The sequence below is a fragment of the Streptomyces sp. NPDC093600 genome (assembly GCF_044764755.1).
Taxonomy (GTDB): Bacteria; Actinomycetota; Actinomycetes; order Streptomycetales; family Streptomycetaceae; genus Streptomyces.
In genome coordinates this window covers 212978-238586 of the sequence record NZ_JBIWIU010000011.1, presented here as the reverse complement: position 1 = coordinate 238586, position 25609 = coordinate 212978, and the positions used below count along the sequence as shown (strand labels likewise).

General features: G+C 72.2%; 23 protein-coding genes. 12 read left to right on the top strand and 11 right to left on the bottom strand.

Going from position 1 to position 25609, the window contains the following annotated elements; genetic code table 11:
- Positions 1–83 precede the first annotated feature (83 nt).
- The 4 genes from ACIRB4_RS25690 to ACIRB4_RS25675 form a co-directional block, all read right to left on the bottom strand.
- Positions 84–1550 carry an aminopeptidase gene (locus ACIRB4_RS25690; protein ID WP_403294522.1) on the bottom strand — a complete coding sequence of 489 codons (1467 nt, stop codon included), beginning with the start codon at positions 1548–1550 and terminating at the stop codon, positions 84–86.
- An 87-nt stretch (positions 1551–1637) separates the two neighbouring features.
- Positions 1638–2045, bottom strand: a complete 408-nt coding sequence (locus ACIRB4_RS25685; protein ID WP_403294521.1) for a hypothetical protein — start codon at positions 2043–2045, stop codon at positions 1638–1640.
- A 65-nt stretch (positions 2046–2110) separates the two neighbouring features.
- The gene (locus ACIRB4_RS25680) at positions 2111–2533 is read right to left on the bottom strand and encodes a hypothetical protein (protein WP_403294520.1); all 423 of its coding nucleotides are present in this window, start codon (positions 2531–2533) and stop codon (positions 2111–2113) included.
- 72 nt (positions 2534–2605) lie between these two features.
- Entirely contained in the window at positions 2606–6370 is a 3765-nt protein-coding gene (locus tag ACIRB4_RS25675; RefSeq protein ID WP_403294519.1) for an ABC transporter ATP-binding protein, read from the bottom strand.
- A gap of 147 nt (positions 6371–6517) precedes the next feature.
- Here ACIRB4_RS25675 and ACIRB4_RS25670 point away from each other — a divergent pair, with 147 nt between their 5' ends.
- Positions 6518–6760: a ribbon-helix-helix protein, CopG family gene (locus tag ACIRB4_RS25670; protein ID WP_403294518.1), complete on the top strand. Its 243-nt coding sequence runs from the start codon at positions 6518–6520 to the stop codon at positions 6758–6760.
- Positions 6757–7236, top strand: a complete 480-nt coding sequence (locus tag ACIRB4_RS25665) for a PIN domain-containing protein (protein ID WP_403294517.1) — start codon at positions 6757–6759, stop codon at positions 7234–7236. The genes ACIRB4_RS25670 and ACIRB4_RS25665 overlap by 4 nt, the downstream gene beginning before the upstream one ends.
- Positions 7237–7273: 37 nt before the next feature.
- Here ACIRB4_RS25665 and ACIRB4_RS25660 read toward each other — a convergent pair whose 3' ends face one another.
- From ACIRB4_RS25660 to ACIRB4_RS25650, 3 genes are all read right to left on the bottom strand, one after another.
- The gene (locus ACIRB4_RS25660; protein ID WP_403294516.1) at positions 7274–8956 is read right to left on the bottom strand and encodes a thiamine pyrophosphate-binding protein; all 1683 of its coding nucleotides are present in this window, start codon (positions 8954–8956) and stop codon (positions 7274–7276) included.
- 307 nt (positions 8957–9263) lie between these two features.
- On the bottom strand, positions 9264–10256 hold the full coding sequence (gene speB, locus ACIRB4_RS25655; RefSeq protein WP_403294515.1) for an agmatinase: 993 nt from the start codon (positions 10254–10256) through the stop codon (positions 9264–9266).
- 83 nt (positions 10257–10339) lie between these two features.
- Complete coding sequence (locus ACIRB4_RS25650) at positions 10340–11842, bottom strand: sodium:solute symporter (RefSeq protein WP_403294514.1); 1503 nt, start codon at positions 11840–11842, stop codon at positions 10340–10342.
- A gap of 184 nt (positions 11843–12026) precedes the next feature.
- Here ACIRB4_RS25650 and ACIRB4_RS25645 point away from each other — a divergent pair, with 184 nt between their 5' ends.
- The 4 genes from ACIRB4_RS25645 to ACIRB4_RS25630 all read left to right on the top strand — a co-directional run bounded on the left by ACIRB4_RS25645 (position 12027) and on the right by ACIRB4_RS25630 (position 15089).
- Positions 12027–13460 carry a PucR family transcriptional regulator ligand-binding domain-containing protein gene (locus tag ACIRB4_RS25645; protein ID WP_403294513.1) on the top strand — a complete coding sequence of 478 codons (1434 nt, stop codon included), beginning with the start codon at positions 12027–12029 and terminating at the stop codon, positions 13458–13460.
- A gap of 85 nt (positions 13461–13545) precedes the next feature.
- Complete coding sequence (locus tag ACIRB4_RS25640; protein ID WP_403294512.1) at positions 13546–14340, top strand: helix-turn-helix domain-containing protein; 795 nt, start codon at positions 13546–13548, stop codon at positions 14338–14340.
- Complete coding sequence (locus ACIRB4_RS25635) at positions 14333–14545, top strand: DUF397 domain-containing protein (protein ID WP_403294511.1); 213 nt, start codon at positions 14333–14335, stop codon at positions 14543–14545. Before ACIRB4_RS25640 ends, ACIRB4_RS25635 begins: the two co-directional genes overlap by 8 nt.
- Before the next feature lie 76 nt (positions 14546–14621).
- Positions 14622–15089, top strand: coding sequence for a hypothetical protein (locus ACIRB4_RS25630; RefSeq protein WP_403294510.1), 468 nt, complete (start codon positions 14622–14624; stop codon positions 15087–15089).
- 3 nt (positions 15090–15092) lie between these two features.
- Here the strand turns inward: ACIRB4_RS25630 and ACIRB4_RS25625 are convergent, their stop codons facing one another.
- Positions 15093–15698, bottom strand: a complete 606-nt coding sequence (locus ACIRB4_RS25625) for a hypothetical protein (RefSeq protein ID WP_403294509.1) — start codon at positions 15696–15698, stop codon at positions 15093–15095.
- 140 nt (positions 15699–15838) lie between these two features.
- Between ACIRB4_RS25625 and ACIRB4_RS25620 the strand changes: the two genes are divergently transcribed.
- The 3 genes from ACIRB4_RS25620 to tesB all read left to right on the top strand — a co-directional run bounded on the left by ACIRB4_RS25620 (position 15839) and on the right by tesB (position 19196).
- A complete protein-coding gene (locus tag ACIRB4_RS25620; protein WP_403294508.1) occupies positions 15839–17038 on the top strand; it encodes a helix-turn-helix domain-containing protein in 1200 nt (399 codons plus the stop codon).
- A gap of 131 nt (positions 17039–17169) precedes the next feature.
- Entirely contained in the window at positions 17170–18327 is a 1158-nt protein-coding gene (locus ACIRB4_RS25615; RefSeq protein WP_403294507.1) for an acyl-CoA dehydrogenase family protein, read from the top strand.
- Positions 18328–18332: 5 nt separating this feature from the next.
- Positions 18333–19196, top strand: a complete 864-nt coding sequence (gene tesB, locus ACIRB4_RS25610) for an acyl-CoA thioesterase II (protein WP_403294506.1) — start codon at positions 18333–18335, stop codon at positions 19194–19196.
- A 72-nt stretch (positions 19197–19268) separates the two neighbouring features.
- On the opposite strand, the gene ACIRB4_RS25605 is transcribed toward tesB, so the two are convergent.
- The 3 genes from ACIRB4_RS25605 to ACIRB4_RS25595 form a co-directional block, all read right to left on the bottom strand.
- Positions 19269–20048, bottom strand: coding sequence for a phosphatase (locus ACIRB4_RS25605; RefSeq protein ID WP_403294505.1), 780 nt, complete (start codon positions 20046–20048; stop codon positions 19269–19271).
- A gap of 81 nt (positions 20049–20129) precedes the next feature.
- Positions 20130–20348 carry a hypothetical protein gene (locus ACIRB4_RS25600; protein ID WP_403294504.1) on the bottom strand — a complete coding sequence of 73 codons (219 nt, stop codon included), beginning with the start codon at positions 20346–20348 and terminating at the stop codon, positions 20130–20132.
- Positions 20349–20413: 65 nt separating this feature from the next.
- The gene (locus tag ACIRB4_RS25595; protein WP_403294503.1) at positions 20414–21025 is read right to left on the bottom strand and encodes a TetR/AcrR family transcriptional regulator; all 612 of its coding nucleotides are present in this window, start codon (positions 21023–21025) and stop codon (positions 20414–20416) included.
- A gap of 87 nt (positions 21026–21112) precedes the next feature.
- Here ACIRB4_RS25595 and ACIRB4_RS25590 point away from each other — a divergent pair, with 87 nt between their 5' ends.
- The 3 genes from ACIRB4_RS25590 to ACIRB4_RS25580 are packed head-to-tail and all read left to right on the top strand — an operon-like array spanning position 21113 to position 25609.
- Positions 21113–22720, top strand: coding sequence for a carboxyl transferase domain-containing protein (locus tag ACIRB4_RS25590; RefSeq protein WP_403294502.1), 1608 nt, complete (start codon positions 21113–21115; stop codon positions 22718–22720).
- Between the two features lie 7 nt (positions 22721–22727).
- Positions 22728–24665 carry a biotin carboxylase N-terminal domain-containing protein gene (locus ACIRB4_RS25585; RefSeq protein ID WP_403294501.1) on the top strand — a complete coding sequence of 646 codons (1938 nt, stop codon included), beginning with the start codon at positions 22728–22730 and terminating at the stop codon, positions 24663–24665.
- Positions 24662–25609: a hydroxymethylglutaryl-CoA lyase gene (locus tag ACIRB4_RS25580; protein WP_403294500.1), complete on the top strand. Its 948-nt coding sequence runs from the start codon at positions 24662–24664 to the stop codon at positions 25607–25609. The genes ACIRB4_RS25585 and ACIRB4_RS25580 overlap by 4 nt, the downstream gene beginning before the upstream one ends.

The window sequence follows — 25609 nt, the reverse complement described above, 5'->3', positions numbered from 1 at the left end:
CTGTTGCCCGCGCGCCGGGCCGTGCTTCCGCGGGGGGGCCGCGCCGGGGGGCCCCCCCCCCCGGGCGCGGCCCACCGTCGGTGTCACGGGCGCAGGCTGTGCTCCCGGCTCAGCTCCTCGTCGGCCGGCTTGTCGAGCCGGGCGTCGAAGCGGGCGAGCGGCCGCGCCTCCTGGGCGGTCTGCGCGTCGACGCCGGCCCAGGCGAGGATGCGTGCCGTGGCCTTGGCGCGCTCGTCCTCGACGAGGGCCTCGACGTTGGCGCCGTGGTTGGCGCCCGGGGCGGTGTAGACGTAGCTGTCACGCGCGCCCTTGCCGAGGCGGAACGGTTCCGCGCTCCAGGGGTCGTTGCCGCCGTTCACGAACAGCATCTGGTGGGCGTTCTTGCGGACCCAGTCGTCCACGTCGCGCATCACCCACGGCTTGAACTTCATCGGGATCTCGCGGGGGACGAAGTTCCGGGCGGGCTGGTAGCCGTACCGGGAAAGGCCCTCCAGGTGCGGCTGCCTGATGCTGGGCGAGCCGAGTTCGGTGGCCGCCTGGTAGAAGTACGGGGTGTACGGCGCCAGGCCCTGGTCGGTGTAGAAGGACCAGCCGGAGTAGGCGTCGATCGTGTCGTAGACCTCGTCGTCGCTGGCGGTGCGCGCGTCCGGGACGGAGCCGCAGACGTCCTCGCCGTAGTACTGCCAGAAGGCCCAGACGAAGTCGAGGACGACGGCTTCGTACGCCTTGTCCAGCGAACCGACGGTCCGGAAGGTGGCGCCCTCGGAGGCGGCCCACTCCTGGTACTTCTTCTGCAGCGGCTCGCGGCGGATCAGCGCCTCGCGCTGCATGGCGTTGAGCCGGTCGCGGCACTCCTTCGTGCCGACGGTCTCGAAGAACCGGTCGTACGCCGAGTCCTCCTTGTTGACCACGTCGTTGGGGGCCACGTAGGCGACGACGCCGTCCATGTCACGCGGATAGAAGCGCTCGTAGTACGTGGCCGTCATACCGCCCTTGGAGGCGCCCGTGGAGAGCCACTTCTTCCCGTAGATGCCCTTCAGGGCCTTGAAGATGCGGTGCTGGTCGCTGGCGGCCTGCCAGATGTCCAGCTTGGACCAGTCGGCGGGCTGCGGCCGGGACGGCGTGAAGAAGCGGTACTCCATGGAGACCTGGTTGCCGTCGATGATCCGGGTGGGCTCGCGCCGGCTGGGGGTGGTGCTCAGGCCGTATCCGCTGGTGTGGAAGACGGTGGGGCGGCTCGTGTCCTTGTGGAGGAGGGAGAGCCGCTGCTTGAACGTGCCCGCCGACGGGCGCCGGTGGTCGACCGGCTGGGTGTACTCCAGGACGAAGAAGCGGTATCCGGCGTAGGGCTTCTCCTCGATCAGGCGCATCCCGGGGATCGCCTGGATCCGGTCCTTGATGTCCGTGCTGTTCGCGGTGGCGGACGTACGGTCGGCGGACGATCCGCCGAACGTGCCGGTGGCCGGCTCCGCGGCGGTAGCCGCACCGGTCGCGCCGACGGTGCCTATGAGCACCGTGAGCGACAGCAGCCATCTCAGCGACTTGCGCATTCACCCTCCCCTTGGTTCACAACGGTGTCGCGAACCTAGCGGGGGCAACGTGCGTACCGCCAGACCTGGTTGGCCCTTACCTCTGTATCAGCACAGGATCCATCCGGTCGATCCGCCGCGGCCCGCGACGGAACCGGAGGCGCGGACGCAGCGGTTGAGGGCGTGGACCGTGACGGGGCCGGCCTGGCGGGTGAAGCGGCCGCTGTCGACGGCGGCGCGGCCGCCCCGGGGCTGGAGCGAGACGGACATCGGGCGGCGGGCCCCGGGGGTCTTGGCGACGGTGAGGGCGCACACGTACTGGCGGCTCTTGTAGAGGCGCAGCTCGCCGGTGGCGAAGGGGATCGTCTTCGTGGGGCGGCCTGCACAGAGGGAGGCCGCGGCGGCGGCTGCCGTGCCGGGGCCGGCCAGCGTGAGGGCGCCGGCGGCGAGCAGCAGTGTGATCAGGTGCGCCAGCAGCCTCGTGCCGGGCGTACTCCCCGTGGCCCCACCGAACATACGTATCCCCTCCCGCCTCTTTGCCGTACGTGCGTACGACGCAGCGGAGGCGACGGTGGTTGCGCTCAGCCGAAGTAGGTCACGACGAGCAACAGGAAGACGCACTCGGCGCCGATCATCGTCCAGAACGCGGCCTTGCGGCCGGGAGCGGGCTGGGAGTCCCCGTCCGGGGTGCACAGGGCGTGGATCCAGGCCGCGGCGGCAACGGCGAGTGCGGTGAGGTAGACCCACCCCGGGGTGTCCGAGCAGCCCTCGCCGTATCCGACGCAGCGGCCGGCGTTCTCCGACATGAGGCCGAGGACCCCGGCCACGACCGTCGCGGGCATCAGCAGCAGCCCGGCCCACAGGGCGCGGGTGCGGAAGCGGCGGGCCTCGTTCGGACGGATCTCGACGGCGGCCGCGGCGCGGGCGCGGACGGCGGAGACCTCCGGCGCGTCGGAGGCTGGGGTGATGGCCGGGTGCTCGGGGCGGGGCTGGTCGTTGCTCATACGTGCGATTCAACCCCGCCCCGTCCGGCCGGTGAACGCGCCGGCGTACTCATCTCCACCGGTGCCGGCTACTCACACCCGCTCCGGCTCCTCCTCGCCCACGAACGTCCGCCAGAGCGCCGCGTACAGGCCGCCCCGGGCCAGCAGCTCCTCATGGGTGCCGTCCTCGGCGACCCGGCCGCGGTCCATGACGATCACACGGTCCGCGCGGGCGGCCGTGGTGAGCCGGTGCGCGACCACCAGGGTGGTGCGCGCGTGGGCCGTGGACGAGGTGTGGTCGTCGGGCGCCTGACCGGCCGTGCGGCGGCCCGCGAGGCGGTCGGTGGCCTGGTTGACCTGGGCCTCGGTGGCCAGGTCGAGGGCGGCCGTCGCCTCGTCCAGGAGCAGGATGTCGGGGTCGACGAGCTCGGCGCGGGCCAGCGCGATCAGCTGGCGCTGGCCGGCGGAGAGATTGCGGCCGCGTTCGGCGACCTCGTGGAGGTAGCCGCCCTCCAGGGTCGCGATCATGTCGTGCGCGCCGACCGCGCGGGCGGCCGCCTCGACCTCGGCGTCGGTCGCGTCGGGGCGGCCGTACGCGATGGCGTCGCGTACCGTCCCGGCGAAGAGGTACGCCTCCTGCGGGACGACCCCGAGCCGGTGGCGGTACGCCGTGAGATCAAGCTCCCGCAGGTCGGTGCCGTCGGCCGTGACCCGTCCGCTCGTCGGGTCGTAGAACCGGGCGACCAGCTTGACCAGCGTGGACTTGCCCGCGCCCGTCTCCCCGACGAAGGCGACGGTCTGCCCGGCCGGGATCCGCAGATCGACGCCGGTGAGGGCCGCCTCCTCGTCACCGTAGGCGAAGGAGACGTCCTCGAAGGCGATCTCGCCGCGCAGCGACGGCACCTCCCGGGGCTTGTCGGCGGCGGCCGTCGACGTCGGCTCCTGGAGGAGCTCCTGCATCCGCCTCAGCGAGACGGTGGCCTGCTGGTAGCCGTCGAAGACCTGGGACAGCTGCTGCACGGGGGCGAAGAAGAGGTCGATGTAGAGGAGGTAGGCGACGAGCGCGCCGGTGGTCAGCGTGCCGGCCTCGATGCGGTTCGCGCCGACGATCATGACGGCGGCGGCGGCCACGGAGGAGAGCAGGGTGACGAAGGGGAAGTAGATCGAGATCAGCCACTGTCCGCGGACGCGGGCCTCGCGGTACGCGTCGCTGCGCTCGGCGAACCGGGCCGCTCCGGAGCGCTCGCGGCGGAACGCCTGGACGATCCGCAGACCGGAGACGGATTCCTGGAGGTCGGCGTTGACGACGCTGATCCGGTCACGGGCCAGCTCGTACGCCTTCACGCTGGAGCGGCGGAAGAAGTACGTGGCGACCGCGAGGACCGGGAGCGTCGCGAAGACGACCAGGGCGAGCTGGAGGTCGAGGAAGAGCAGCGCGACCATGATGCCGAAGAAGGTCACGACGGAGACGAAGGCCGTGACGAGTCCGGTCTGGAGGAAGGTGGACAGCGCGTCCACGTCCGTCGTCATCCGGGTCATGATCCGGCCGGTCAGCTCGCGCTCGTAGTAGTCGAGGCCGAGCCGCTGGAGCTGGGCGAAGAGCTTCAGACGGAGGGCGTAGAGCACCCGCTCGCCGGTGCGGCCGGTCATCCGGATCTCGGCGGTCTGCGCGGCCCACTGCACGAGCACGGTCAGCAGGGCGAGCCCGGAGGCGGCCCAGACGGCGCCGAGGGCGAGCCGGTTGACGCCGTCGTCGATGCCGTGGCGGATCAGGACGGGCAGCAGCAGGCCCATCCCGGCGTCGACGGCGACCAGGCCGAGGCTGATCAGCAGCGGGACCCCGAACCCGCGCAGCAGGCGGCGCAGTCCGTACGTCTCCTCCGGGGTGACGGCCTGGGCCTCGTCGACCTCGGGGGTGTCGGTGGCGGGCGGCAGCGCCTCGACGGCGGCGAGCAGTTCGGGGGTGGCTCCGGGCGCCTGGGTCTCCTCGGGGCCCGCCTCGTCCCGTACCCACAGGGCGGGGGTGATGCCGCGCTCGGCGTCGAACTCGGCGTCCAGCTCGGCGCGGAGGGTGTGGTCCTCGGGGAGCTCCACCGGGACGGTGTGCCCGGGCGAGACGCCGCCGAGCTCGTCGGGGTCGGTGAGCAGCTTGCGGTAGAGCGCGGAACGCGCCTCCAGCTCCTCGTGGGTGCCGATGTCGGAGAGCCGGCCGTCGTCGAGGACGGCGATCCGGTCGGCGAGGTTGAGGGTGGAGCGGCGGTGGGCGATGAGGAGGGTGGTGCGGCCGGCCATCACCGAGGCGAGGGCCTCGTGGATCTCGTGCTCCACGCGCGCGTCGACGGCGGAGGTGGCGTCGTCCAGGAGCAGCAACCGGGGGTCGGTGAGGATCGCCCGGGCGAGCGCGATGCGCTGGCGCTGGCCGCCGGAGAGGGTGAGCCCGTGCTCGCCGACCTTGGTGTCGTATCCCTCGGGCAGCTCGGCGATGAAACGGTCCGCCTGGGCGGCGCGGGCGGCGGTCTCGATCTGCTCCTGGGTGGCCTCCGGGTGGCCGTACGCGATGTTGGCGCGGACGGTGTCGGAGAAGAGGAAGCTGTCCTCCGGTACGAGTCCGATGGCGGCGCGCAGCGAGTCGAGGGTCAGCTCGCGGACGTCGTGGCCGCCGACGAGGACGGCGCCGCGGCTCACGTCGTAGAAGCGGGGCAGGAGGAGCGAGACGGTGGACTTGCCGCTGCCGGAGGCGCCGACGACGGCGACGGTCTCGCCGGAGCGGATCTCCAGGGAGAAGCCGTCGAGGACGGGGCGGCCGTCCTCGTACGCGAAGCCGACGTCGTCGAACTCGACGGTCGCGTCGGCGTCGGCGGGCAGCTCCTTCGTCCCGTCCTTGATCACGGGTTCGGTGTCGATCAGCTCCAGGACGCGGTCGACGCCGGCGCGGGCCTGCTGGCCGACGGTGAGGACCATGGCGAGCATGCGGACGGGGCCGACGAGCGAGGCGAGGTAGGCGGAGAAGGCGACGAAGGTGCCGAGGGTGATCTCGCCCCGGGTGGCGAGCCAGCCGCCGAGCGCGAGGACGGCGACCTGGCCGAGGGCGGGCACGGCCTGGAGCGCGGGGGTGTACCGGGAGTTGAGCCGGATCGTGCGCATCCGCCCGGCGAAGAGCCGCCGGCTGGCGTCACGGATCTTGCCGGTCTCCTGGTCCTCCTGGCCGAAGCCCTTGACGACCCGGACGCCGGTCACGGCCCCGTCGACGACACCGGCGACGGTGGCGGCCTGGGACTGGGCGTACCAGGTGGCGGGGTGGAGGCGGGTGCGGCTGCGCTTGGCGATGTACCAGAGGGCGGGGGCGACGGCGAGGGCGACGAGGGTGAGGGGGATCGACAGCCAGGCCATGACGACCAGCGAGATCAGGAAGAGCAGGATGTTCCCTATCGTCATAGGGAGCATGAAGAGAAGCCCTTGGATGAGCTGCAGGTCGCTGGTGGCCCGTCCGACGACCTGACCGGTGGACAGCTCGTCCTGGCGCCGTCCGTCGAGCCGGGTGATGGTGCCGTACATCTCGGTACGGAGGTCGTGCTGGACGTCGAGGGCGAGCCGTCCGCCGTAGTAGCGGCGGATGTACGTGAGGACGTAGACGACGGCGGCGGCGGCGATGAGGAGGCCGGTCCAGACGGTGAGGGAGCGGGTGCGCGCCCCGATGACGTCGTCGATGATCACCTTGGTGATGAGCGGGACGAGCGCGAGCACGGCCATGCCCGCGAGCGAGGACCCGAGCGCGAGCACGACGTTCTTCCTGTACCGCCACGCGTACGCGGCGAGCCTGCGCGCCCAGCCCTGTTGCTTCGGATCCGCCGCCGCCACGTGGTGCCTCCCGTTCGTCCTGCTCTGCCGGAAGGCCCAACGCGGGTGGCGTGGGATTTCATCCCGCCGCGGCGAAGTCGGACACAGGTCCGGTCCGTGGTCCTAGGACCACGGACCGGCGAGGTATGCATGCGCTAGCATACGCATATGGCTTTGAAGCGGACCACGGTGCACGTCGACGAGCGAGACCTCGCGATCATCAAGGAGGCGGCCGCGCGGAAGGGTATCCCCGAGGCCGAGATCATCCGTCGTGGCATCCATCTGGCGGCGATGGGGGAGCGCCGCTGGGAAGAGCCGATGGACTTCCCCACCTTCGACAGCGGCGACCCGGAGTTCGCCCACCGGGTGCGCGAGGAGCTCTACGGCGAGGGCGACGAGGACGCCGCGTGATCCTCATCGCCGACACGGGCGCTCTGCTCGGCGCACTCGACCGGGCGCATCCGCAGCAGGCAGCCATCCAGTCGGCCATGCAGGAGGCCGGACTCATCGTGGTCTCGCCCACGGTCCTGACGGAGACGGATCACATGATCCGGCGAGCGGTCAAACTCCGGTCCGGCGGTCGCCGCCCGAGCGAGGTGCGGCAACTGGGCGCGGCGGAATCACACCGCGCCCTGTCCTGGATCCTCGGCCAGGTCGCCCGCACGCGGATGGTCATCCCAGCCATCGACGAGGACATGCTCCGCACCGCGGCAGCGGTGATGGCTCGCTATGCGAGTCTCGCCGTCGACCTTGCCGACGCCATGAACGTCGCACTCGCCGAGGAGTACAGGACGGACTGCCTCCTCACCATCGACGAGCGCGACTTCCGCGCCATGCGCCCGTTGACGGGGCACAAGGCGTTTCGGCTCGTACCCGTGGATCTCTGAGACGCCCGCCTCTGCGGTCACACCGGCAATCCGTCCCTCAGAGGTGTGTAGGTTCGAACATCCGAAGTAGCGCTGGGAGGACGACCACCGAGGGGCCCGGGGTCGACAGGGACTTCGCCAGGTCGGCCGTCAGGGACTCCGGGGTCGTACGGACCGCCGGGACGCCGAAGGACTCGGCCAGGGCGACGAAGTCGGGGCGGGCGAGTTCCGTGGCCGTGGCCTCGCCGAAGGCGTCCGTCATGTACTCGCGCAGGATGCCGTAGCCGCCGTCGTCCACGATCAGCCAGGTGACGTCCGAGCCGTACTGCTTCGCCGTCGCCAGCTCGGCGATCGAGTACATCGCGCCGCCGTCGCCGGAGACCGCGAGGACCGGGCGGGTCGGGTCGGCCGCGGCCGCGCCGAGAGCCGCGGGGAAGCCGTAGCCGAGGCCGCCCGCGCCCTGGGCCGAGTGCATGGTGTTGGGGTGGCGCGGGTCGAAGGCCGACCAGGCCCAGTAGGCGAGGATCGTCATGTCCCAGAAGCTGGGGGACGTGTCGGGGAGGGCCTCGCGGACCGACGCCACGATCCGCTGCTCCAGGCCGAGGTCCTGGGCCGCGATACGGTCCCGCACCTTGGCCAGGACGGCCGCGACCCGCTCGGGGGCCGTCGGGTCCTCCCGTACCGCGACCGTTTCGAGCAGCGCGGACAGCGCCAGGCGGGCGTCGGCGTGGATGCCGAGGGCCGGGTGGTTGGACTCCAGCTTGCCTGCGTCCGCCTCGATCTGGATCACCCGGCCGCGCGGGGCGAAGGTGTGGTAGTTCGAGGACAGCTCACCGAGGCCGGAGCCGACGACGAGGAGGACGTCCGCGTCCTCCAGGAAGTCGGTGGTGTGCCGGTCCTCCAGCCAGGACTGGAGCGACAGCGGGTGCTCCCATGGGAAGGCGCCCTTGCCTCCGAAGGTGGTGACGACGGGGGCGTCGAGCCGCTCGGCGAGCGCCAGCAGCTTGCCGGACGCGTCGGAGCGGACGACTCCGCCGCCCGCGATGATCGCGGGCCGCTCGGCGTTCGCGAGGAGATGCGCGGCCACGGCGGTCAGCTCGGGGCGCGGCACGACCTCCTCCGGGGTGGCGTCCATCGCCGTGACGACGGGAAGCGTCGTCTCGGCGAGCAGCACGTCCTGCGGGATCTCCACCCAGACCGGCCCGTGCGGGGCGGTCAGCGCCGACTCCCAGGCGGCCGCGATCGCGGACGGGATCTGGGACTGGGTGCGGACGGTGTGGACGGACTTCACGACGTCCCGGAACGACGCCTGCTGGTCGCGCAGCTCGTGCAGATAGCCGTGCCGCCCGCCGCCGAGCCCGGCCACCGGGACCTGGCTGCCGATCGCGAGGACGGGCGCGGAGGCGGCGGCCGCCTCCTGGAGCGCGGCGAGCGACATCAGCGCGCCGGGGCCGGTGGAGAGCAGCAGCGGGGCCGCCTCGCCGGTCATCCGGCCGTAGGCGTCGGCCGCGAAGCCGGCGTTGTTCTCGACGCGCAGCCCGACGTACGTGAGCGAGGAGCGGCGCAGCGCGTCGAACATGCCGAGCGCGTGCTGGCCGGGCAGCCCGAAGACGGTGGTCGCACCGAGGCCGGAGAGGGTCTCGACGACGAGGTCGCCGCCGTTGCGCCCGGCGGGCGGGTTGAGCGCGGCCTCGGTCTGGGCGGCGGTGGGGCGGAGCACCAGGTCGTGGTCGTGGGTCATGGGGGTCCCCCTCGCGAGTGGCGGGTGTGTTCGGATACGGCCCGGCGGTCGAATGGTGCCGCACCGGGTGGTGCGGTGGGGCGGTGGGGGCGGCCACCTGGGCCTGCGGCCGAGCAGCGCGGTCGCCCTCGCCGTGCCGGGCCGCCGACCGCCCGCGCCGGCGGGCCCGCACGGGACCCCGACCGCCCGGGCCGGCGGACCCGCACGGGACCCGACCGCACGGGCCGGCGGACCCGCACCGGACCCCGACCGCACGGTCCCGGCCCGCGCGGGGCCCTTCCGCCGGGCCGGAACCGGCGTCGAGGTCCTACTTCGCGGGCTGGTCCGCGGCCGCGCGGGCCGCCGCGATCTGGCGGGACATGATCGTCGTCAGCTCGTACGCGGTGTGCGAGGCTGCCACCGCCGTGATCTCGGCGTGGTCGTACGCGGGGGCGACCTCGACGACGTCGGCGCCGACCAGGTTGCAGGAGGACAGGCCGCGCAGGATCTCCAGGAGCTCGCGGGAGGTCATGCCGCCCGCCTCGGGGGTGCCGGTGCCGGGCGCGTGGGCCGGGTCGAGGCAGTCGATGTCGATGGAGATGTACAGCGGGCGGTCGCCGATGCGCTGGCGCAGCTGGTCGGCCACCTCGTCGGCGCCGCGGCGGTAGATGTCCGCCGACGTGACGATGCCGAAGCCCATCTTCTCGTCATCGGTGAGGTCCTGCTTGCCGTACAGCGGGCCGCGCGTGCCGACGTGCGAGAGGGCGGAGGTGTCCAGGATGCCCTCCTCGACCGCGCGGCGGAACGGCGTGCCGTGCGTGTACTCGGCGCCGAAGTACGTGTCCCAGGTGTCGAGGTGCGCGTCGAAGTGGAGCAGGGCGACCGGGCCGTGCTTCTTGGCGACGGAGCGCAGCAGCGGCAGGGCGACGGTGTGGTCGCCGCCGAGGGTCATCATGCGGGCGCCGGTGGCGAGGAGGTCGTCGGCGGCGGCCTCGATCGTCTCGACGGCCTCGTTGATGTTGAACGGGTTGGCGGCGATGTCACCGGCGTCGGCGACCTGCGCGAGGGCGAACGGCGAGGCGTCCTGCGCCGGGTTGTACGGGCGGAGCAGGCGGGACGCCTCGCGGATCGCGTTGCCGCCGAAGCGGGCGCCGGGCCGGTAGGAGACGCCGCTGTCGAAGGGGATGCCGACCACGGCGATGTCGGCGGTGCCGACCTCGTCGAGCCGCGGCAGCCGGGCGAACGTCGCGGGACCGGCGTACCGCGGGATGCGGGACGAGTCGATCGGGCCTCGGAAAGCGCTCTGGTCGCTGCTGCTCATGGTCGGGTCCTCCAGGGGTGTGTCGGTGGGGTCCGGTCGGGGGCCTCGGGTCTCGGGGCCCCCGACCGGAAGTCTGCGGTGCGTCAGCCGGTCGGGGCGGCCGGCACGGTCTTCGGCGTCACGTCCGCCTCGCCGCCTTCGGCGGCATGCGCGGCTTCGGGGTCCTGGCCCGCCAGCCGCGCCCGCCAGGTCGCCAGCACGGCGGCGTCCGTCGGGCGGGTGACCAGGGAAACGATCACATATGCGGCGAGCGACGCCAACAAACCATAGTAAACAGGCTCATTTGCCAGGATTCCGTAAGCCCCCATCAAGCCGATGACGGACAGGCCGCCGACCGTCACCGCCGCCAGCGCGCCCTGCACCGTGCCGCGGCGCCACAGCAGCCCGCCGAGGATCGGCACGAGCAGTCCGCCGACCAGCAGGTTGTAGGCGACGGTCAGGGCCTGGACGACGTCGTTGAGGGCGATGGCGATGCAGATGACGGCGGTGCCCATGATGAGGATGAAGAGGCGGTTGCCCTTCACCTCGTCGTGCCCGTCCTCCTTCGACGACACCACCACACCGCGCAGACGCGACCAGATGTCGTTGTTGGCGACGGTGGCGCAGGCGATGAGCGCGCCGGAGGAGGTGGACATGACGGCGGCGAGCGCCGCCGCGAGCACCAGTCCGCGCACCCCCATGGGCAGTTCGTCCTTCACGATGGTCGCGAAGGCGTCGTCGGCGCTGGGCAGCTTCGGGTACAGCACCTTGGCAGCCGTGCCGATGACGGCGCCGGCGAGCGCGTACACCAGGCAGTACGTACCGGCGACGGTGCCGCCCCACTTGGCGACCTTGTCGGTCCGGGCGGTGAAGACGCGCTGCCAGATGTCCTGACCGATGAGCATGCCGAAGGTGTAGATCAGCACGTACGTGAAGATCGTCTCGCCGCCGATGCCGAGAGGCGCGAAGTACTCGGTGGGCAGCTGCGCCCTCATCTCGGCGAACCCGCCGGCCTTGATGACCGCGATGGGGAGCAGCAGGATCAGCACGCCGATGGTCTTCACCACGAACTGCACCATGTCGGTGAGGGTGATGGACCACATGCCGCCGAGCGTCGAGTACGCGACGACGATGGCGCCGCCGAGGACGATCGCGACCGTGCGGGGCAGGTCGAAGAGGACGTCGAAGATGGTGGCGTACGCGATGGTCGAGGTGACGGCGAGCATCAGCGTGTACGCCCACATGACCACACCGGAGATGACGCCGGCCCGGCCGCCGTAGCGCAGGTCGAGCATCTCGGAGACGGTGTAGACCTTCAGGCGGGCGATCCGGGCGGAGAAGAAGAGGGAGAGGGCCAGCAGGCCGAGGCCGATCGTGAAGACCATCCAGGCGCCGGAGAGGCCGTACTTGTAGCCGAGGCCGACGCCGCCGATCGTGGAGGCGCCGCCGAGGACGATGGCGGCCATGGTCCCGGAGTACATCCAGGGCCCGAGCCGGCGGCCCGCGACCAGGAACTCGCTCTTGGACTTGGCGCGGCGCATGCCCCACCAGCCCATCGCGAGCATGCCGGCCAGATACAGGGCGATCACTGCGTAGTCGACGGCCATGGGCCCTCCCTCGTTCACTTCGGTGGCGTGTCGTGCGGGTGGAGTGACTCCAGTGACTGATCGCGGGGACATCCGCCCGTACCCGCGGCCGCTGGATGCCACGACAGTAGGTGGCCGGAAAGCGACGCAGAAGTGTACGTTTCATCCATCGTTCCCGCTCCGGATGTACGAAGGATCCATGGCGATGCCCGTGACGCAGGAGCCCGCCTCCACTCCCCCGGCACCACCGGTCTCGCTGGCGGCACTGCTCGGCCGCCGGGACCTCGGGCTGCGCATGCTCGCCGGGCCGGAGGACGCCTCCGTCCACTGGGTGCACACCTCGGAGATGGCCGACCCCTATCCGTACCTCCTCGGGGGCGAGCTGCTGATGACGGCGGGCGTGCAGCTCACCGACCCGGCGCGGTATGTCGAGCGGGTGGTGGAGGCGGGGGCGGCGGCGCTCGGTTTCGGCGTCACACCGGTGTACGACACGGTCCCGGCCGCGCTGGTCGAAGCGTGTGAGCGCCATGGGCTGCCGCTGCTCGAAGTGCCCCCGCACACGCCGTTCACGGCGGTGGCCCGGGCGGTCTGGCGGCTGATGGCGGAGGCCCGCCACCAGGAGCTGCGCCGGGTGACCGAGGCGCAGCAGTCGCTGGCGACGGCGGCGGCCCGGCCCGCCCCCGTTCCGGCGGTGCTCGGCGCACTGGCGTCCCGGCTCGGCGGGCGGGCGGCGCTCTTCACGGCGGACGGCACGGAGTACGCGGCGGCGGGCCGCGCGGTCCCGCCGGAGGTGAGCGACGCGCTGCGGCAGCTGGTGGGGGTGGTGGGCCCGCGCCCGGGCGGACCGGCCTCCGCAAGCGGCGACGGGGGCGGGCTGCGGCTCGCGGTGTACGCGCTGGGCGGCGGCGAGGGGCTGGCCCTGGGCCTCGCGGCGGAGCGCCGGGAGGCGGCGGACCACACCATCGCCGGGGTGGCGGTGGTCCTGCTGTCACTGCTGACCGCCCCGCACCGGGGCGCCGACGTCTCGGCGCGGGACGCGGCCCTGGTCCGCCTGCTGCTCGGCGCGTCCCCGGCGGACGCGGCGCCGGCCCTGGGCCCCGGCCCCTGGACCGTGATCCACGCGCGCGGCGGCGACGGAACCGCCTTGTCGGCGGCGACCCTGGCGGCGGCCCTGGGTACGCCCCTGGTCGACGCGCCGACCGAGGGAGCGGTACGGCTCCTCCTGCCGGCCGGGCGGGAGGTCGAGCCGCAGCCGGGCTGGGTCCTCGGGGCCAGCGCCCCGGTCGAGGCCCGCGACCTCGCCGCCGCCGACACGCAGGCCGCGCGGGCGCTACGGCGGGCCGAGGCGACCCGGACCCCCCTCGCCCGCCACCGGCCCGCCGGGTTCGGCGGCCTGATGGACCCGGCGGAATCGGCCGCGTACGCCCGCACCCTGCTCGCGCCCCTCTCCGAGCCGCTGACCGAGACCCTGCGCGCCTGGCTCTCCCTCCACGGCAACTGGGACCGCACGGCCGTCGCCCTGGACATCCACCGCAACACCGTCCGCCAGCGCATCGCCCGCTGCGCCACCCTCCTGGACAGGGACCTGGACGACGCGGACGTACGGATGGAGCTGTGGTTCGCCCTTGGCGCTCTGTAGCGATTCCCTCACAGCGTGAGACCGGCAGGGCTAACCTGGCCAGCGGGTTCGGCGTGACGGCGCTTTCGCCGCAAGGGAGTTGACCATGACCAACGTCTACGGCCAGTGGCTGAAGGCCCAACGCGAGGCCGCCGGCCTCACCCAACAGGAGGTGGCGGACAGCGCGATCATGACCCGCTCACACATCGCCCACATCGAGGCGGGCCGCCGGATCCCCTCACAGGAGGACGCCCGCCGACTGGACAGGGCGCTGGGCACGGGGGATGTGCTGCAGAGCTTCCTGCCGAAGCAGGACGTGGCGGTCGCGGACTATTTCGAGGCGGCGCTGGTCCTCGAACGACAGGCGACGGTGATCCAGGAGTTTGCCCTGTCCCTCGTGCCAGGCATCCTCCAGACAGAGGGGTACGCCCGTGCGGTTCTGCGGCCGAGTGTCACTCCCAGAAGCGAAGAGGAATGCGACAGGCTCCTCGCCACACGACTGAAGCGAGGACAGATCCTCTCCGACCCCGTCACACCGCTAATCTGCGCCCTCGTGGACGAGGCGGTACTGCGCCGCCACGTGGGGAGCCCGGAGATCATGGCGGAGCAACTGACCCACATCGTCGGCATGGTGGAGTGCGAGCGGGTTCGCGTGCACGTACTGCCCTTCGGGGCTGGCTATCACCCCCTACTCCAGGGCATGTTGTCGCTGATGATGTTCGACGACCAGCCGCCGGTCGCCTACGGCGAGGGCGTGCTCATGGGCAAGCTGCACGACTCCCCCGTCCTGGTCGAGACGTTGCAGCGGACCTACACTCTCGCCTTGGGCGACGCCCTCCCCCGCAAGGAATCGCTGGCCCTACTGAGGGCGACGGCAAAGGAATACAAGCGCCATGACTGACCGCACGATCCCGAACGCGGCCGCACTGAGCGGCTGGCGCAAGTCGTCCTACAGCAGCGGGGATGGCGGCAGCTGTGTCGAGGTCGTGGACGACTACCGGTCAGGCGTTCCCGTCCGCGACTCCAAGAACCCCCACGGCCCCGCGCTCGTCTTCACCGCCGCCGGTTGGGCCGCGTTCGTCGCGGACCTCAAGGCCGGGCAGTAGACATCCACCCCCTTTGACCGGCGCGATGCCCACCCGTAGCGTTTGACCCAAGCCTGAACCGCCGGTGGGGTCGCTCATGAGCATCAACGGAGACACGCGGAAGTCGGCGCGGTCCGCCATGGGCATCGTCGCGGCCACCGCGTGCCTCCTCTCCGTACCGCTGACAGCCTGCGGATCGGGCACCCCGGAGCCCGATCCGCAGAACAGCGAGAGCACTCACGTCTCGCTCGTCGCCGAGGCCCGCGCCGTGGGTGAGAGCCTGCAGCGCCAAGCCACAGCCCAGCACGCGGCGGCGCAGAAGGCGGCGAAGGCCGAGGAACCCGCGGAGAAGGGTCTCTGCACCACCGACCCCGCCGACCGGGCGAACTGTCGGAACCCGGGCGGCAGGATCGACCCCGACGGCGGGGATCTGGACGGAGACGGCGTGTTCGAGGACCACGAACCCGTCGGGCCCGGCTACCGGGACCCCCGGGCGTACGACGGGGGCAGGACGTCGGGCGAGACGCAGTGCGACTGGCTTCGCTCTCAGGGGCTCACCTGCTGAGGCTCACCAGAGCTTGTTCACGGCGGTACGGGTGGTGTTCTTGAAGTCCCGCAGGGGCGCGTCCTTCAGGTCGCCCATCTGTCCCCAGCGGACGAGGGTGACGGTGCGGCCGTCGCGGCCGACGGAGAAGAGGTGGATGTCGGTGATGCCGATCTGCGGGTCGGCGGTGTCCAGGCTGTAGACCCAGGCGCCCTCCTCGACGGCGAGCTTGCCGTGGGAGGCGCTGACGGCGTCCAGGCCCGGGTTCTGCTGCTCCAGCAGGGGCCCGCAGCCGGCGAGGGCCTTGCGGAGGGTGTCGACCAGCTTCACGGCGTCGGCCTCGGTGCGGGCGACGGTGGTGATCTGGACGCCGTTGGTCTCGAGCTCGGTGGTGAACTCGCGGTAGCGGGTGTTCTGCGCCGGGATCTTGTACGGGGCGCAGAGGGCGCCGCCGTTCTCCGGGACGCCGGTGAAGACCTGGGTGGCGGTCCACGGCGTCGACGACGGCGGCATCTGGGAGGCGGCGAGGAAGGCGGGCTGGGCGGCTGCCTGCGCCGGGGCCGTGGCGAGGGCCGCGAGGCCCAGTGCGGCAGCGGCGGCGGTGGCGAGTGCGGTACGGAGCTTGTTCATGGTGGTGGATCCCCCGTCGGGTCATTCGTTCGGTCAGTGCTCAACCAGCGTGGGGCCGGCGCCCGCCGCCTGCAACGATCACGCGCCCACCATCCGTCCCGGAACCATTCCACCCCTGTTGACGTGCAAGGACGTGAAGCATGGGACGCAGGGTCGAGGGGGATGGAATGCCGAAGGACGCCGCCGTGGAGGAGTTCGCGCGGCTCGTGCGCGCGCTGAAGGCGCGGGACGGGCGCAGTTACGAGGCGCTGGGCCGGCGCCTGAGCGTCAGCGCGTCCACCCTCCACCGCTACTGCTCGGGCGCGACCGTCCCGGAGGAGTTCGCCGTGGTCGACCGGTTGGCCCTGCTGTGCGGGGCGGACGAGGAGGAGCGGGGGGCCCTGGAGGTGGCCTGGAGCCGCGCGGACCGCACCCGTCGCCCTCCGGTGCCGGAGCCCGACGCGGAGCCCGTGCCCGGCCCGGAACCGAAGCCGACGCCGACGCCGACGCCGAAGCCGACGCCGGAGCCGGAGCCTGCGTCCGAGCCCGAACCCGAGCCCGAGCTGGAACCCGTGCACGCGCGCGTGCCGGGCCTCCCGTCCGAGCGGCGGAGGCGCCGGTGGGGGTGGTTGGGCTTGGTCGGCGGGACGCTGGCGGTCGTGGGGACGATGACGCTCGGAGCCGTACTCCTGCCCGGGAAGACCCGGGAGCGGGCCGCCGAACCACCGGCGCCGCTGACGTGGACGGTCGCCTCGCACATCTATGAGGACGGGTGCGGCCACACCTACCTCGTGGAGCGGACACCCCCTCCCCCGCCGGGGTCGGCCGACGCGCGGAGCTGGGCGGCGGCGCAGGGGGCCGTGGACGGCGGGGAGACGCTGGTGCGGGTGTCGGTGCAGGGGAAGGGCGCGGCGGCGGTGGTACTCCAGGCGCTGCACGTGCGGGTGGTGGAGCGGGGCGCGCCGCTGCCGTGGCCGGCGTACCGGATGGGCGGCGGGTGCGGCGGGGCGGTGACGCCGCGCCGTTTCGAGGTGGACCTGGACCGGCCGCGGCCGGTGGCGCGGGCGCTGGACGGGTACGACGCCTCCGGACAGGAGGGCCGGACGCTCCCGGCCATCTCCTTCCCGTACGCGGTCAGCGCCGCCGAGCCGGAGGAGCTGCTGGTCTCGGCGGGGGCGGCGGGGTGCGACTGCCGCTGGTACCTGGAGCTGGAGTGGAGCTCGGAGGGGCGCCGGGGCACGGTCCGGATCGGGGACGAGGACGGCGCACCCTTCCGGACGAGCGGTCTGCGGGGCCGCCCGGCGTGGGAGTACGACTCCGTCGGCCTCCGCTGGGTCCCCGGCGAGGTGCCCGAGGCGTGAGCCGAAGTGATGTGGACAACCCTGGGGTCCCAGATCTGGACAGCGGCGCGAACCGATGGGTAACTTGACTGAGCAAGCGCTTAGGCATGCTGCGTCAGTCACTCAGGACAGGACTCCGAAGGAGGCGGCTCGTGCGCCGTACCGTATTCAACGAGGACCACGAGGCGTTCCGGGAGACCATCCGCGCCTTCATCGAGGCCGAGGTCGTCCCCGTCTACGACGAGTGGTTCGCCGCGGGCCAGGCGCCGCGCGAGTTCTACTACAAGCTCGGTGAGCTGGGCATCTTCGGCATCAACGTCCCCGAGGAGTTCGGCGGCGCGGGCCTGGACACGCACAAGTTCGAGGCCGTCCTCTACGAGGAGACCGCCCGCGCGGGCGTGCAGTTCGGCGGCTCCGGCGTGCACGTGCTGCTCGCCCTGCCGTACCTCAAGATGCTCGCCACCGACGAGCAGAAGAAGCGTTACCTCCCGAAGTTCGTCTCCGGCGAGGAGATGTGGGCCCTCGCGATGACCGAGCCGGGCACCGGCTCCGACGTCGCGGGCATGAAGACCACCGCCAAGCTCTCCGAGGACGGCACGCACTACGTCCTCAACGGCGCCAAGACCTTCATCACCGGCGGTGTGCACGCCGACCGCGTGATCGTCTGCGCCCGTACGTCCGCCCCGACGGCCGAGGACCGCCGCCACGGCATCTCGCTCTTCGCCGTGGACACCACGTCCGAGGGTTACTCCATCGGCCGCAAGCTGGACAAGCTCGGCCTGCGCACCTCCGACACCGCCGAGCTGGCGTTCGTCGACGTCAAGGTGCCCGTCGAGGACCTGCTCGGCGAGGAGAACAAGGGCTTCTACTACCTCGGCCACAACCTCGCCTCCGAGCGCTGGGGCATCGCCTTCGGCGCGTACGCGCAGGCCAAGGCCGCCGTCCGGTTCGCGCAGCAGTACGTGCAGGAGCGCACCGTCTTCGGCAAGCCGGTCGCGCACTTCCAGAACACCAAGTTCGAACTGGCCGCCTGCCAGGCCGAGGTGGACGCCGCCGAGGCCGTCGCCGACCGCGCCCTGGAGGCCCTGGACGCCGGCGAGCTCACGCCCGCCGAGGCCGCCTCCGCCAAGCTGTTCTGCACCGAGGTCGCGCACCGCGTGATCGACCGCTGCCTCCAGCTGCACGGCGGCTACGGCTACATGAACGAGTACCCGATCGCCCGCCTGTACGCCGACAACCGCGTGAACCGCATCTACGGCGGTACCAGCGAGATCATGAAGTCGATCATCGCCAAGTCGATGGGCCTGTAGTCCAGGTGCCCGAAGCGCTCGACGACCTGCTCGATCTGCTCGACCTGGAGCAGATCGAGCAGAACTTCTTCCGTGGGCAGTCCCGTTCGGCCCTCGTTCCCCGCGTCTTCGGCGGCCAGGTGGCCGCCCAGGCGCTGGTGGCGGCGGGCCGGACGGTCCCCGGTGACCGGCTCGCCCATTCCCTGCACGCGTACTTCCTGCGTGCCGGGGACCCGGGCGCGCCGATCGTGTACCAGGTCGACCGGATCCGGGACGGCCGCTCCTTCACCACCCGCCGGGTCGTCGCCGTCCAGCACGGGCAGCCGATCTTCCACCTCTCCGCGTCCTTCCAGACGTACGAGGAGGGGCTGGAGCACCAGGACGACATGCCGGCCGCCCCGGATCCGGAGACCCTGCCGACGGCCGCCGAGATGCTGCCCCGGCACCTGCCGGAGGACGTGGCCCGGCGGCTGATCGAGGCGCGGGCGGCGGTGGACCTGCGGTACGTCGACACACCCCCCTGGGGCAGCGTCGGGGAGCCGCGCGCACCGCGCTCGCAGGTGTGGTTCCGTACGAACGGCAAGCTGGCCGACGACCCGCTGCTGCACGTCTGCCTGGCGACGTACGTCTCCGACATGACGCTGCTCGACTCGGTGCTCCTCGCCCACGGGCGGGGCGGCTGGGCGGTCGGCGACGTCGTCGGCGCGTCCCTGGACCACGCGATGTGGTTCCACCGGCCGTTCCGCGCCGACGAATGGCTGCTGTACGACCAGGAGTCGCCGTCCGCCTCGGGCGGGCGGGGCCTGGGCCAGGCCCGGATCTACACCCAGGACGGGAAGCTGGCGATCTCCGTCATCCAGGAGGGTGTCGTCCGCGTCCCGCGCGGCTGAGGCAGATGGGAAAGCCCCCCGACCGAGGGGCTCTCGATCGTATGGACGGATGCCGGGTCCGCCCGGTGAGCGTCAGAGCAGCCCGGACGCGTCGAGCAGGTAGTCGGTGAGCGGCTCGTAGTAGCGGGGGTCGACGACGTGGTCGTCCAGGGGGATCGTGACCTGCATGGTGCCCTCCGCCTCGCCGATGAAGAGCGCCGGGTCGTTGCAGTCCGCGTAGCCGATGGAGTCGATGCCGCGCTGGGCCGCCCGGCCGGCCCAGCCGTGGTCGGCGACCACGAGGTCCGGTCGCGGCTCGCCCATGAGCTCCAGGCCGTCGAGGACCGCGTTCATGGGCTCCGGCGAGTGCGTGTGCCACAGGGTCGCGCCCCGCTCGAAGACGGCGACGTCGGCGAACTGCACGACGTACCCCTCGTCCGCCGTGAGCCCGCCGGGGATCCGTACGATCTCGCAGCCCGCCGCCCGCAGCCCCGCCGCCACCCGGCTGTGGACGTCGATCAGCGCGCCCGGGTGGCCCGTCGCGAACAGCACCCGCTCCTTGCCCGCGGCCGCCTTGCGCAGGCGGGCGGCCATCCGGTCGAGGCCGTCGACGGTCAGCTCGGGGTCGATGGTGTCCTGCCCGGCCCGGTGGGCGGGATCGTCGTTCACGCCGCACCGCTCGGCCATCACGGCGAGCACGTCCTGCTCGTCGGTCCACCGGTCTCCGAGCTCCAGGCCGAGCCAGTAGTGCCGGTCGCCGTTGGCGAGCTTGCGGTAGTGGGAGAGGTTGTTGTCACGCGGGGTGGCGACGTCTCCCGCGATCCGGGTACGGACGAGGTGCTCGACGAGGGCGGGGCGGCTGAGTATCGGCATGGCCCCCATTGTGCCGTCATGTGCCGCCGGGGTCCGTCCGTCTCGAACGCCGGACGGTCGGCGGCGCCGCCCCACAGGCCCTCACAAGCGCCACTTGTACTTGCCGCCGCCGACCCATCTCACTTGCGCGGGGTCATCGAGATCGACGTGCTTCCAGCCGACCTGACGCGCCAGCCTGATCACGTCCATCATGTCGTGGGCCACGCCCAGTGTCTCCCCGCCGGCCTGGACCGGACGGAACGGTGGGTCGCCGGGCACGACTCCCAGGACGACGACCGGCCTCCGTACGTCGTCACTCATGCCTCCAGCATGAGCCCCCGGCCGGACACACGCATGTGCTCCGGCACCGTCCCGTCAGACCCCCGTCACACCCCGTCGGCCGCCGCCGCGAAAGCGCCCCGCGCCAGGCGGTGGAGGAGCTCGGCCGTCGCGGTGCGGCCCGGGAGTGAGCCCGCGGGGGTGAGGTGAGGGGTCGAGTTCAGCAGGCCGAAGACCGCGTGCACGGCGGCTCGCGCGTCCGCCTCGACGAGGGCGGGGTACGTCTCGCGGACGGCCTCCACCCACAGCTCGACGTACTGCCGCTGCAGCTGACGCACCAGCTTCCGGTCGCTCTCCCGGAGGCGGTCCAGCTCACGGTCGTGGAGGGTGATGAGCGGACGGTCGTCGAGCGCGAAGTCGATATGGCCCTCGATGAGCGCGTCGAGCAGCGCCTCGGGCGGGGCCGAGTCCTTTTCCCGCTCCATGGCGCAGCGTTTGCCGCCGGTCAGCAGCCGCTCGCTGATCCCGACGAGGAGCTCCGCGAGCATCGCGTCCTTGCCCGCGAAGTGCCGGTAGAGCCCGGGGCCGCTGATTCCGACGGCCGCTCCTATCTCGTCGACGCCCACGCCGTGGAAGCCGCGCTCGGCGAAGAGGCGGGCAGCCTCCTTGAGGATCTGCTCGCGTCGCGTCGGGGCGTCGGTCCTGGCGGTCGTGGTCATGCGATCGATTCTAGACAACGCGGTTAGCGGTCGTTAACCTGAGCGATATACGTTAACGCTCATTAACCGAGCAAGGGAGCTCAGTCGATGCAGCAGGCACCTGTGCTGACGAGCGCGGCGGACCCCGCCTCGCCGGCCTGGCAGGCCAACGAGGCAGCCCATCACGAGCTGGCCGCGACCCTGCGCGCCAAGCTCGCCGAGGCCGCTCTCGGCGGTGGAGAGAAGGCACGCGCCCGGCACACCGCGCGCGGCAAACTGCTGCCCCGGGACCGGGTGGACGCGCTTCTGGACCCCGGCTCGCCCTTCCTGGAGCTCGCCCCCCTCGCCGCGAACGGCATGTACGGCGACCAGGCACCGGCCGCCGGGGTCATCGCGGGCATCGGACGGGTCTCCGGCCGCGAGTGCGTGATCGTCGCCAACGACGCGACGGTCAAGGGCGGCACGTACTACCCCATGACCGTGAAGAAGCACCTGCGGGCCCAGGAGGTGGCGCTGGAGAATCGTCTCCCCTGCCTCTACCTCGTGGACTCGGGCGGCGCCTTCCTGCCGCTGCAGGACGAGGTCTTCCCCGACCGGGAGCACTTCGGCCGGATCTTCTACAACCAGGCCCGGATGTCCGGCGCCGGCATCCCGCAGATCGCGGCGGTCCTCGGCTCGTGCACGGCCGGCGGCGCCTACGTCCCGGCGATGAGCGATGAGGCCGTGATCGTACGGAAGCAGGGCACGATCTTCCTGGGCGGACCGCCGCTGGTGAAGGCCGCGACGGGCGAGGTCGTGACGGCCGAGGAGCTCGGCGGCGGCGAGGTCCACTCCCGTACGTCCGGGGTCACCGACCATCTCGCCGAGGACGACGCCCACGCGCTCCGTATCGTCCGCAACATCGTCGCCACGCTCCCTGAGCGCGGCCCGCTGCCGTGGTCGGTCGAGCCGGTCGAGGAGCCGAAGGTCGACCCGGCGGGGCTCTACGGCGCGGTGCCGGTGGACTCCCGCACCCCCTACGACGCCCGCGAGATCATCGCGCGGGTCGTGGACGGCTCGCGCTTCCAGGAGTTCAAGGCGGAGTACGGGCAGACGCTGGTCACCGGGTTCGCCCGGATCCACGGCCACCCGGTCGGGATCGTCGCCAACAACGGCATCCTGTTCTCCGAGTCCGCCCAGAAGGGCGCCCACTTCATCGAGCTGTGCGACCAGCGCGGCATCCCGCTGCTGTTCCTGCAGAACATCTCGGGCTTCATGGTGGGCCGGGACTACGAGGCGGGCGGTATCGCCAAGCACGGCGCCAAGATGGTGACGGCGGTGGCGTGCACGCGCGTGCCGAAGCTGACCGTCGTCGTCGGCGGCTCGTACGGCGCGGGCAACTACTCCATGTGCGGCCGGGCCTACTCCCCCCGGTTCCTGTGGATGTGGCCCAACGCCAAGATCTCCGTCATGGGCGGCGAGCAGGCCGCGTCCGTGCTCGCCACGGTCAAGCGCGACCAGCTCGGCGACGACTGGAGCGCGGAGGACGAGGACGCCTTCAAGGCCCCGATCCGCGAGCAGTACGAGACCCAGGGCAACGCCTACTACGCGACGGCCCGGCTGTGGGACGACGGGGTCATCGACCCGATGGAGACCCGGCAGGTGGTCGGCCTCGCGCTCACCGCCTGCGCCAACGCCCCTCTGACCGAACCCGCCTTCGGCGTCTTCCGGATGTGAGTGACAGATGACCATGTTCGACACAGTTCTGGTCGCCAACCGCGGCGAGATCGCGGTCCGCGTCATCCGTACGCTGCGGGCGATGGGCGTGCGCTCGGTCGCCGTGTACAGCGACGCGGACGCGGAGGCCCGTCATGTACGGGAGGCCGACACGGCGGTACGGATCGGTCCGCCGCCCGCCTCGGAGTCCTATCTCTCGATCCCGGCGCTCCTGGAGGCCGCACGGCGGACCGGGGCCCAGGCGGTCCACCCGGGGTACGGATTCCTGGCGGAGAACGCCGGGTTCGCCCAGGCGTGCGCGGAGGCCGGTCTCGTCTTCATCGGGCCGCCGGCCCCGGCGATCTCGCTGATGGGCGACAAGATCCGGGCGAAGGAGACCGTGAAGGCCGCGGGCGTCCCGGTCGTGCCGGGCGCCGCCGACCCCGAACTGGAGGCCGCCGCCCGGGAGCTGGGCGCGCCCGTACTGCTGAAGCCCTCGGCGGGCGGCGGCGGCAAGGGCATGCGCCTGGTGCGCGATCTGTCGACGCTGACGGAGGAGATCGCGGCGGCGCGGCGCGAGGCCCGGTCGTCGTTCGGTGACGACACGCTGCTGGTGGAGCGGTGGATCGACCGGCCCCGCCACATCGAGATCCAGGTGCTCGCGGACGCGCACGGGAACGTCGTGCACCTCGGTGAGCGCGAGTGCTCGCTCCAGCGGCGCCACCAGAAGATCATCGAGGAGGCGCCGAGCGTCCTGCTGACGCCCGAGATCCGCGCGGAGATGGGCGCGGCGGCCGTGGAGGCGGCCCGCTCCTGCGGCTATGTCGGCGCGGGCACGGTGGAGTTCATCGTCCCGGGCGTGGACCCCTCCTCGTACTACTTCATGGAGATGAACACCCGTCTCCAGGTCGAGCACCCGGTGACCGAGCTGATCACCGGGATCGACCTGGTCGAGTGGCAGCTGCGGGTGGCGGCGGGCGAGGAGCTGTCGTTCGCCCAGTCGGACATCACGCTGACCGGTCACGCGATCGAGGCCCGGATCTGCGCCGAGGACCCCTCCCGCGGCTTCCTGCCGTCGGGCGGCACGGTCCTGTCGCTGCGCGAGCCGCAGGGCGACGGCGTGCGGACGGACTCGGGCCTGAGCGAGGGCACGGAGGTCGGCAGCCTGTACGACCCGATGCTCTCGAAGGTCATCGTCCACGCCGCGGACCGCCCGACGGCGCTGCGCAAGCTCCGGGCCGCGCTCGCGGAGACGGTCACCCTGGGCGTTCCGACGAACGCGGGCTTCCTGCGCCGGTTGCTCGCACATCCGTCGGTGGTGAGCGGTGACCTGGACACGGGTCTGGTGGAGCGCGAGGCGGACAGCCTGGTCCCGAAGTCCGTACCGGACGAGGTCTACGCGGCGGCGGCCGCCGTACGGCTCGCCCGGCTGGCCCCGGCCCCCTCGGCCGGCTGGACCGACCCGTTCTCCGTACCGAACGGATGGCGCCTCGGCGGCCGCCCGGCCCCCCTGGACTTCCCGCTGCGCGTGGCGGGACTCGAACCCGTCACCGCGCAGGCGCCCGCCGGGGCGAGCGTCACGGCCGACACGGTCACCGTGCACCTCGACGGGCTCACGCACCGCTTCCGGCTCGCCCCCTCCCCGGAGGGCATCTGGCTCGGCAGGGACGGCGACTCCTGGCACGTACAGGATCACGACCCTGTCGCCGCCGCCCTGTCCGGCGCCCGGCACGGGGGCGCCGACACCCTCGCCGCGCCCATGCCGGGAACCGTCACCGTCGTGAAGGTGGCCGTCGGGGACGAGGTGGAGGCCGGTCAGAGCCTGCTCGTCGTCGAGGCGATGAAGATGGAGCACGTCATCTCCGCCCCGCATGCCGGCACCGTCACCGAGCTGGACGTCACGCCCGGCACCACCGTCGCCATGGACCAGGTCCTCGCCGTGGTGACCCCCAGGGAGGAATCATGACCACGGGCCTGCCCATGAAGGTGCCCGCCCCCGGGCTCCCCGCCCGCGTCCGGATCCACGAGGTCGGGCCCCGCGACGGGCTGCAGAACGAGCAGACGGTCGTCCCGACCGCCGTGAAGGCCGAGTTCGTCCGGCGGCTCGCCGACGCTGGTCTGACGACCGTCGAGGCCACCAGCTTCGTCCACCCCAAGTGGGTGCCCCAACTCGCCGACGCCGAGCAGCTGTTCCCGCTCCTCCAGGGCGTCCCCGCCCGGCTGCCCGTCCTCGTGCCCAACGAGCGCGGCCTCGACCGCGCCCTCTCCCTCGGCGCCCGCGAGATCGCCGTCTTCGCCTCCGCCACCGAGTCCTTCGCCAAGGCCAACCTCAACCGGACGGTCGACGAGGCCCTCGCCATGTTCGCGCCGACCGTCACCCGGGCCATAGAGCAGGGCCTGAAGGTGCGCGGCTATCTCTCGATGTGCTTCGGCGACCCGTGGGAGGGCCCGGTCCCGGTCGACCAGGTCGTCCGGGTCACCAAGGCCCTGGCCGAGATGGGCTGCGACGAGCTGAGCCTCGGCGACACCATCGGCGTCGCCACCCCCGGGCACGTCGAGGCGCTGCTCACGGCGCTGAACGAGGCCGGCGTCCCCACCTCCCGCCTCGCCGTGCACTTCCACGACACCTACGGCCAGGCCCTCTCCAACACCCTCGCCGCGCTCCGGCACGGCGTCACGACCGTCGACGCCTCCGCCGGCGGCCTCGGCGGCTGCCCGTACGCCAAGAGCGCCACCGGCAACCTCGCCACCGAGGACCTCGTGTGGATGCTCGACGGCCTCGGCATCGAGACCGGGGTCGATCTGGCCGCCCTCACCGCCACCAGCGTGTGGATGGCCGAACAGCTGGGCCGACCGAGCCCTTCCCGTACCGTCCGCGCGCTCGCGGCGAACTCTCACAAGGAGTCCTAG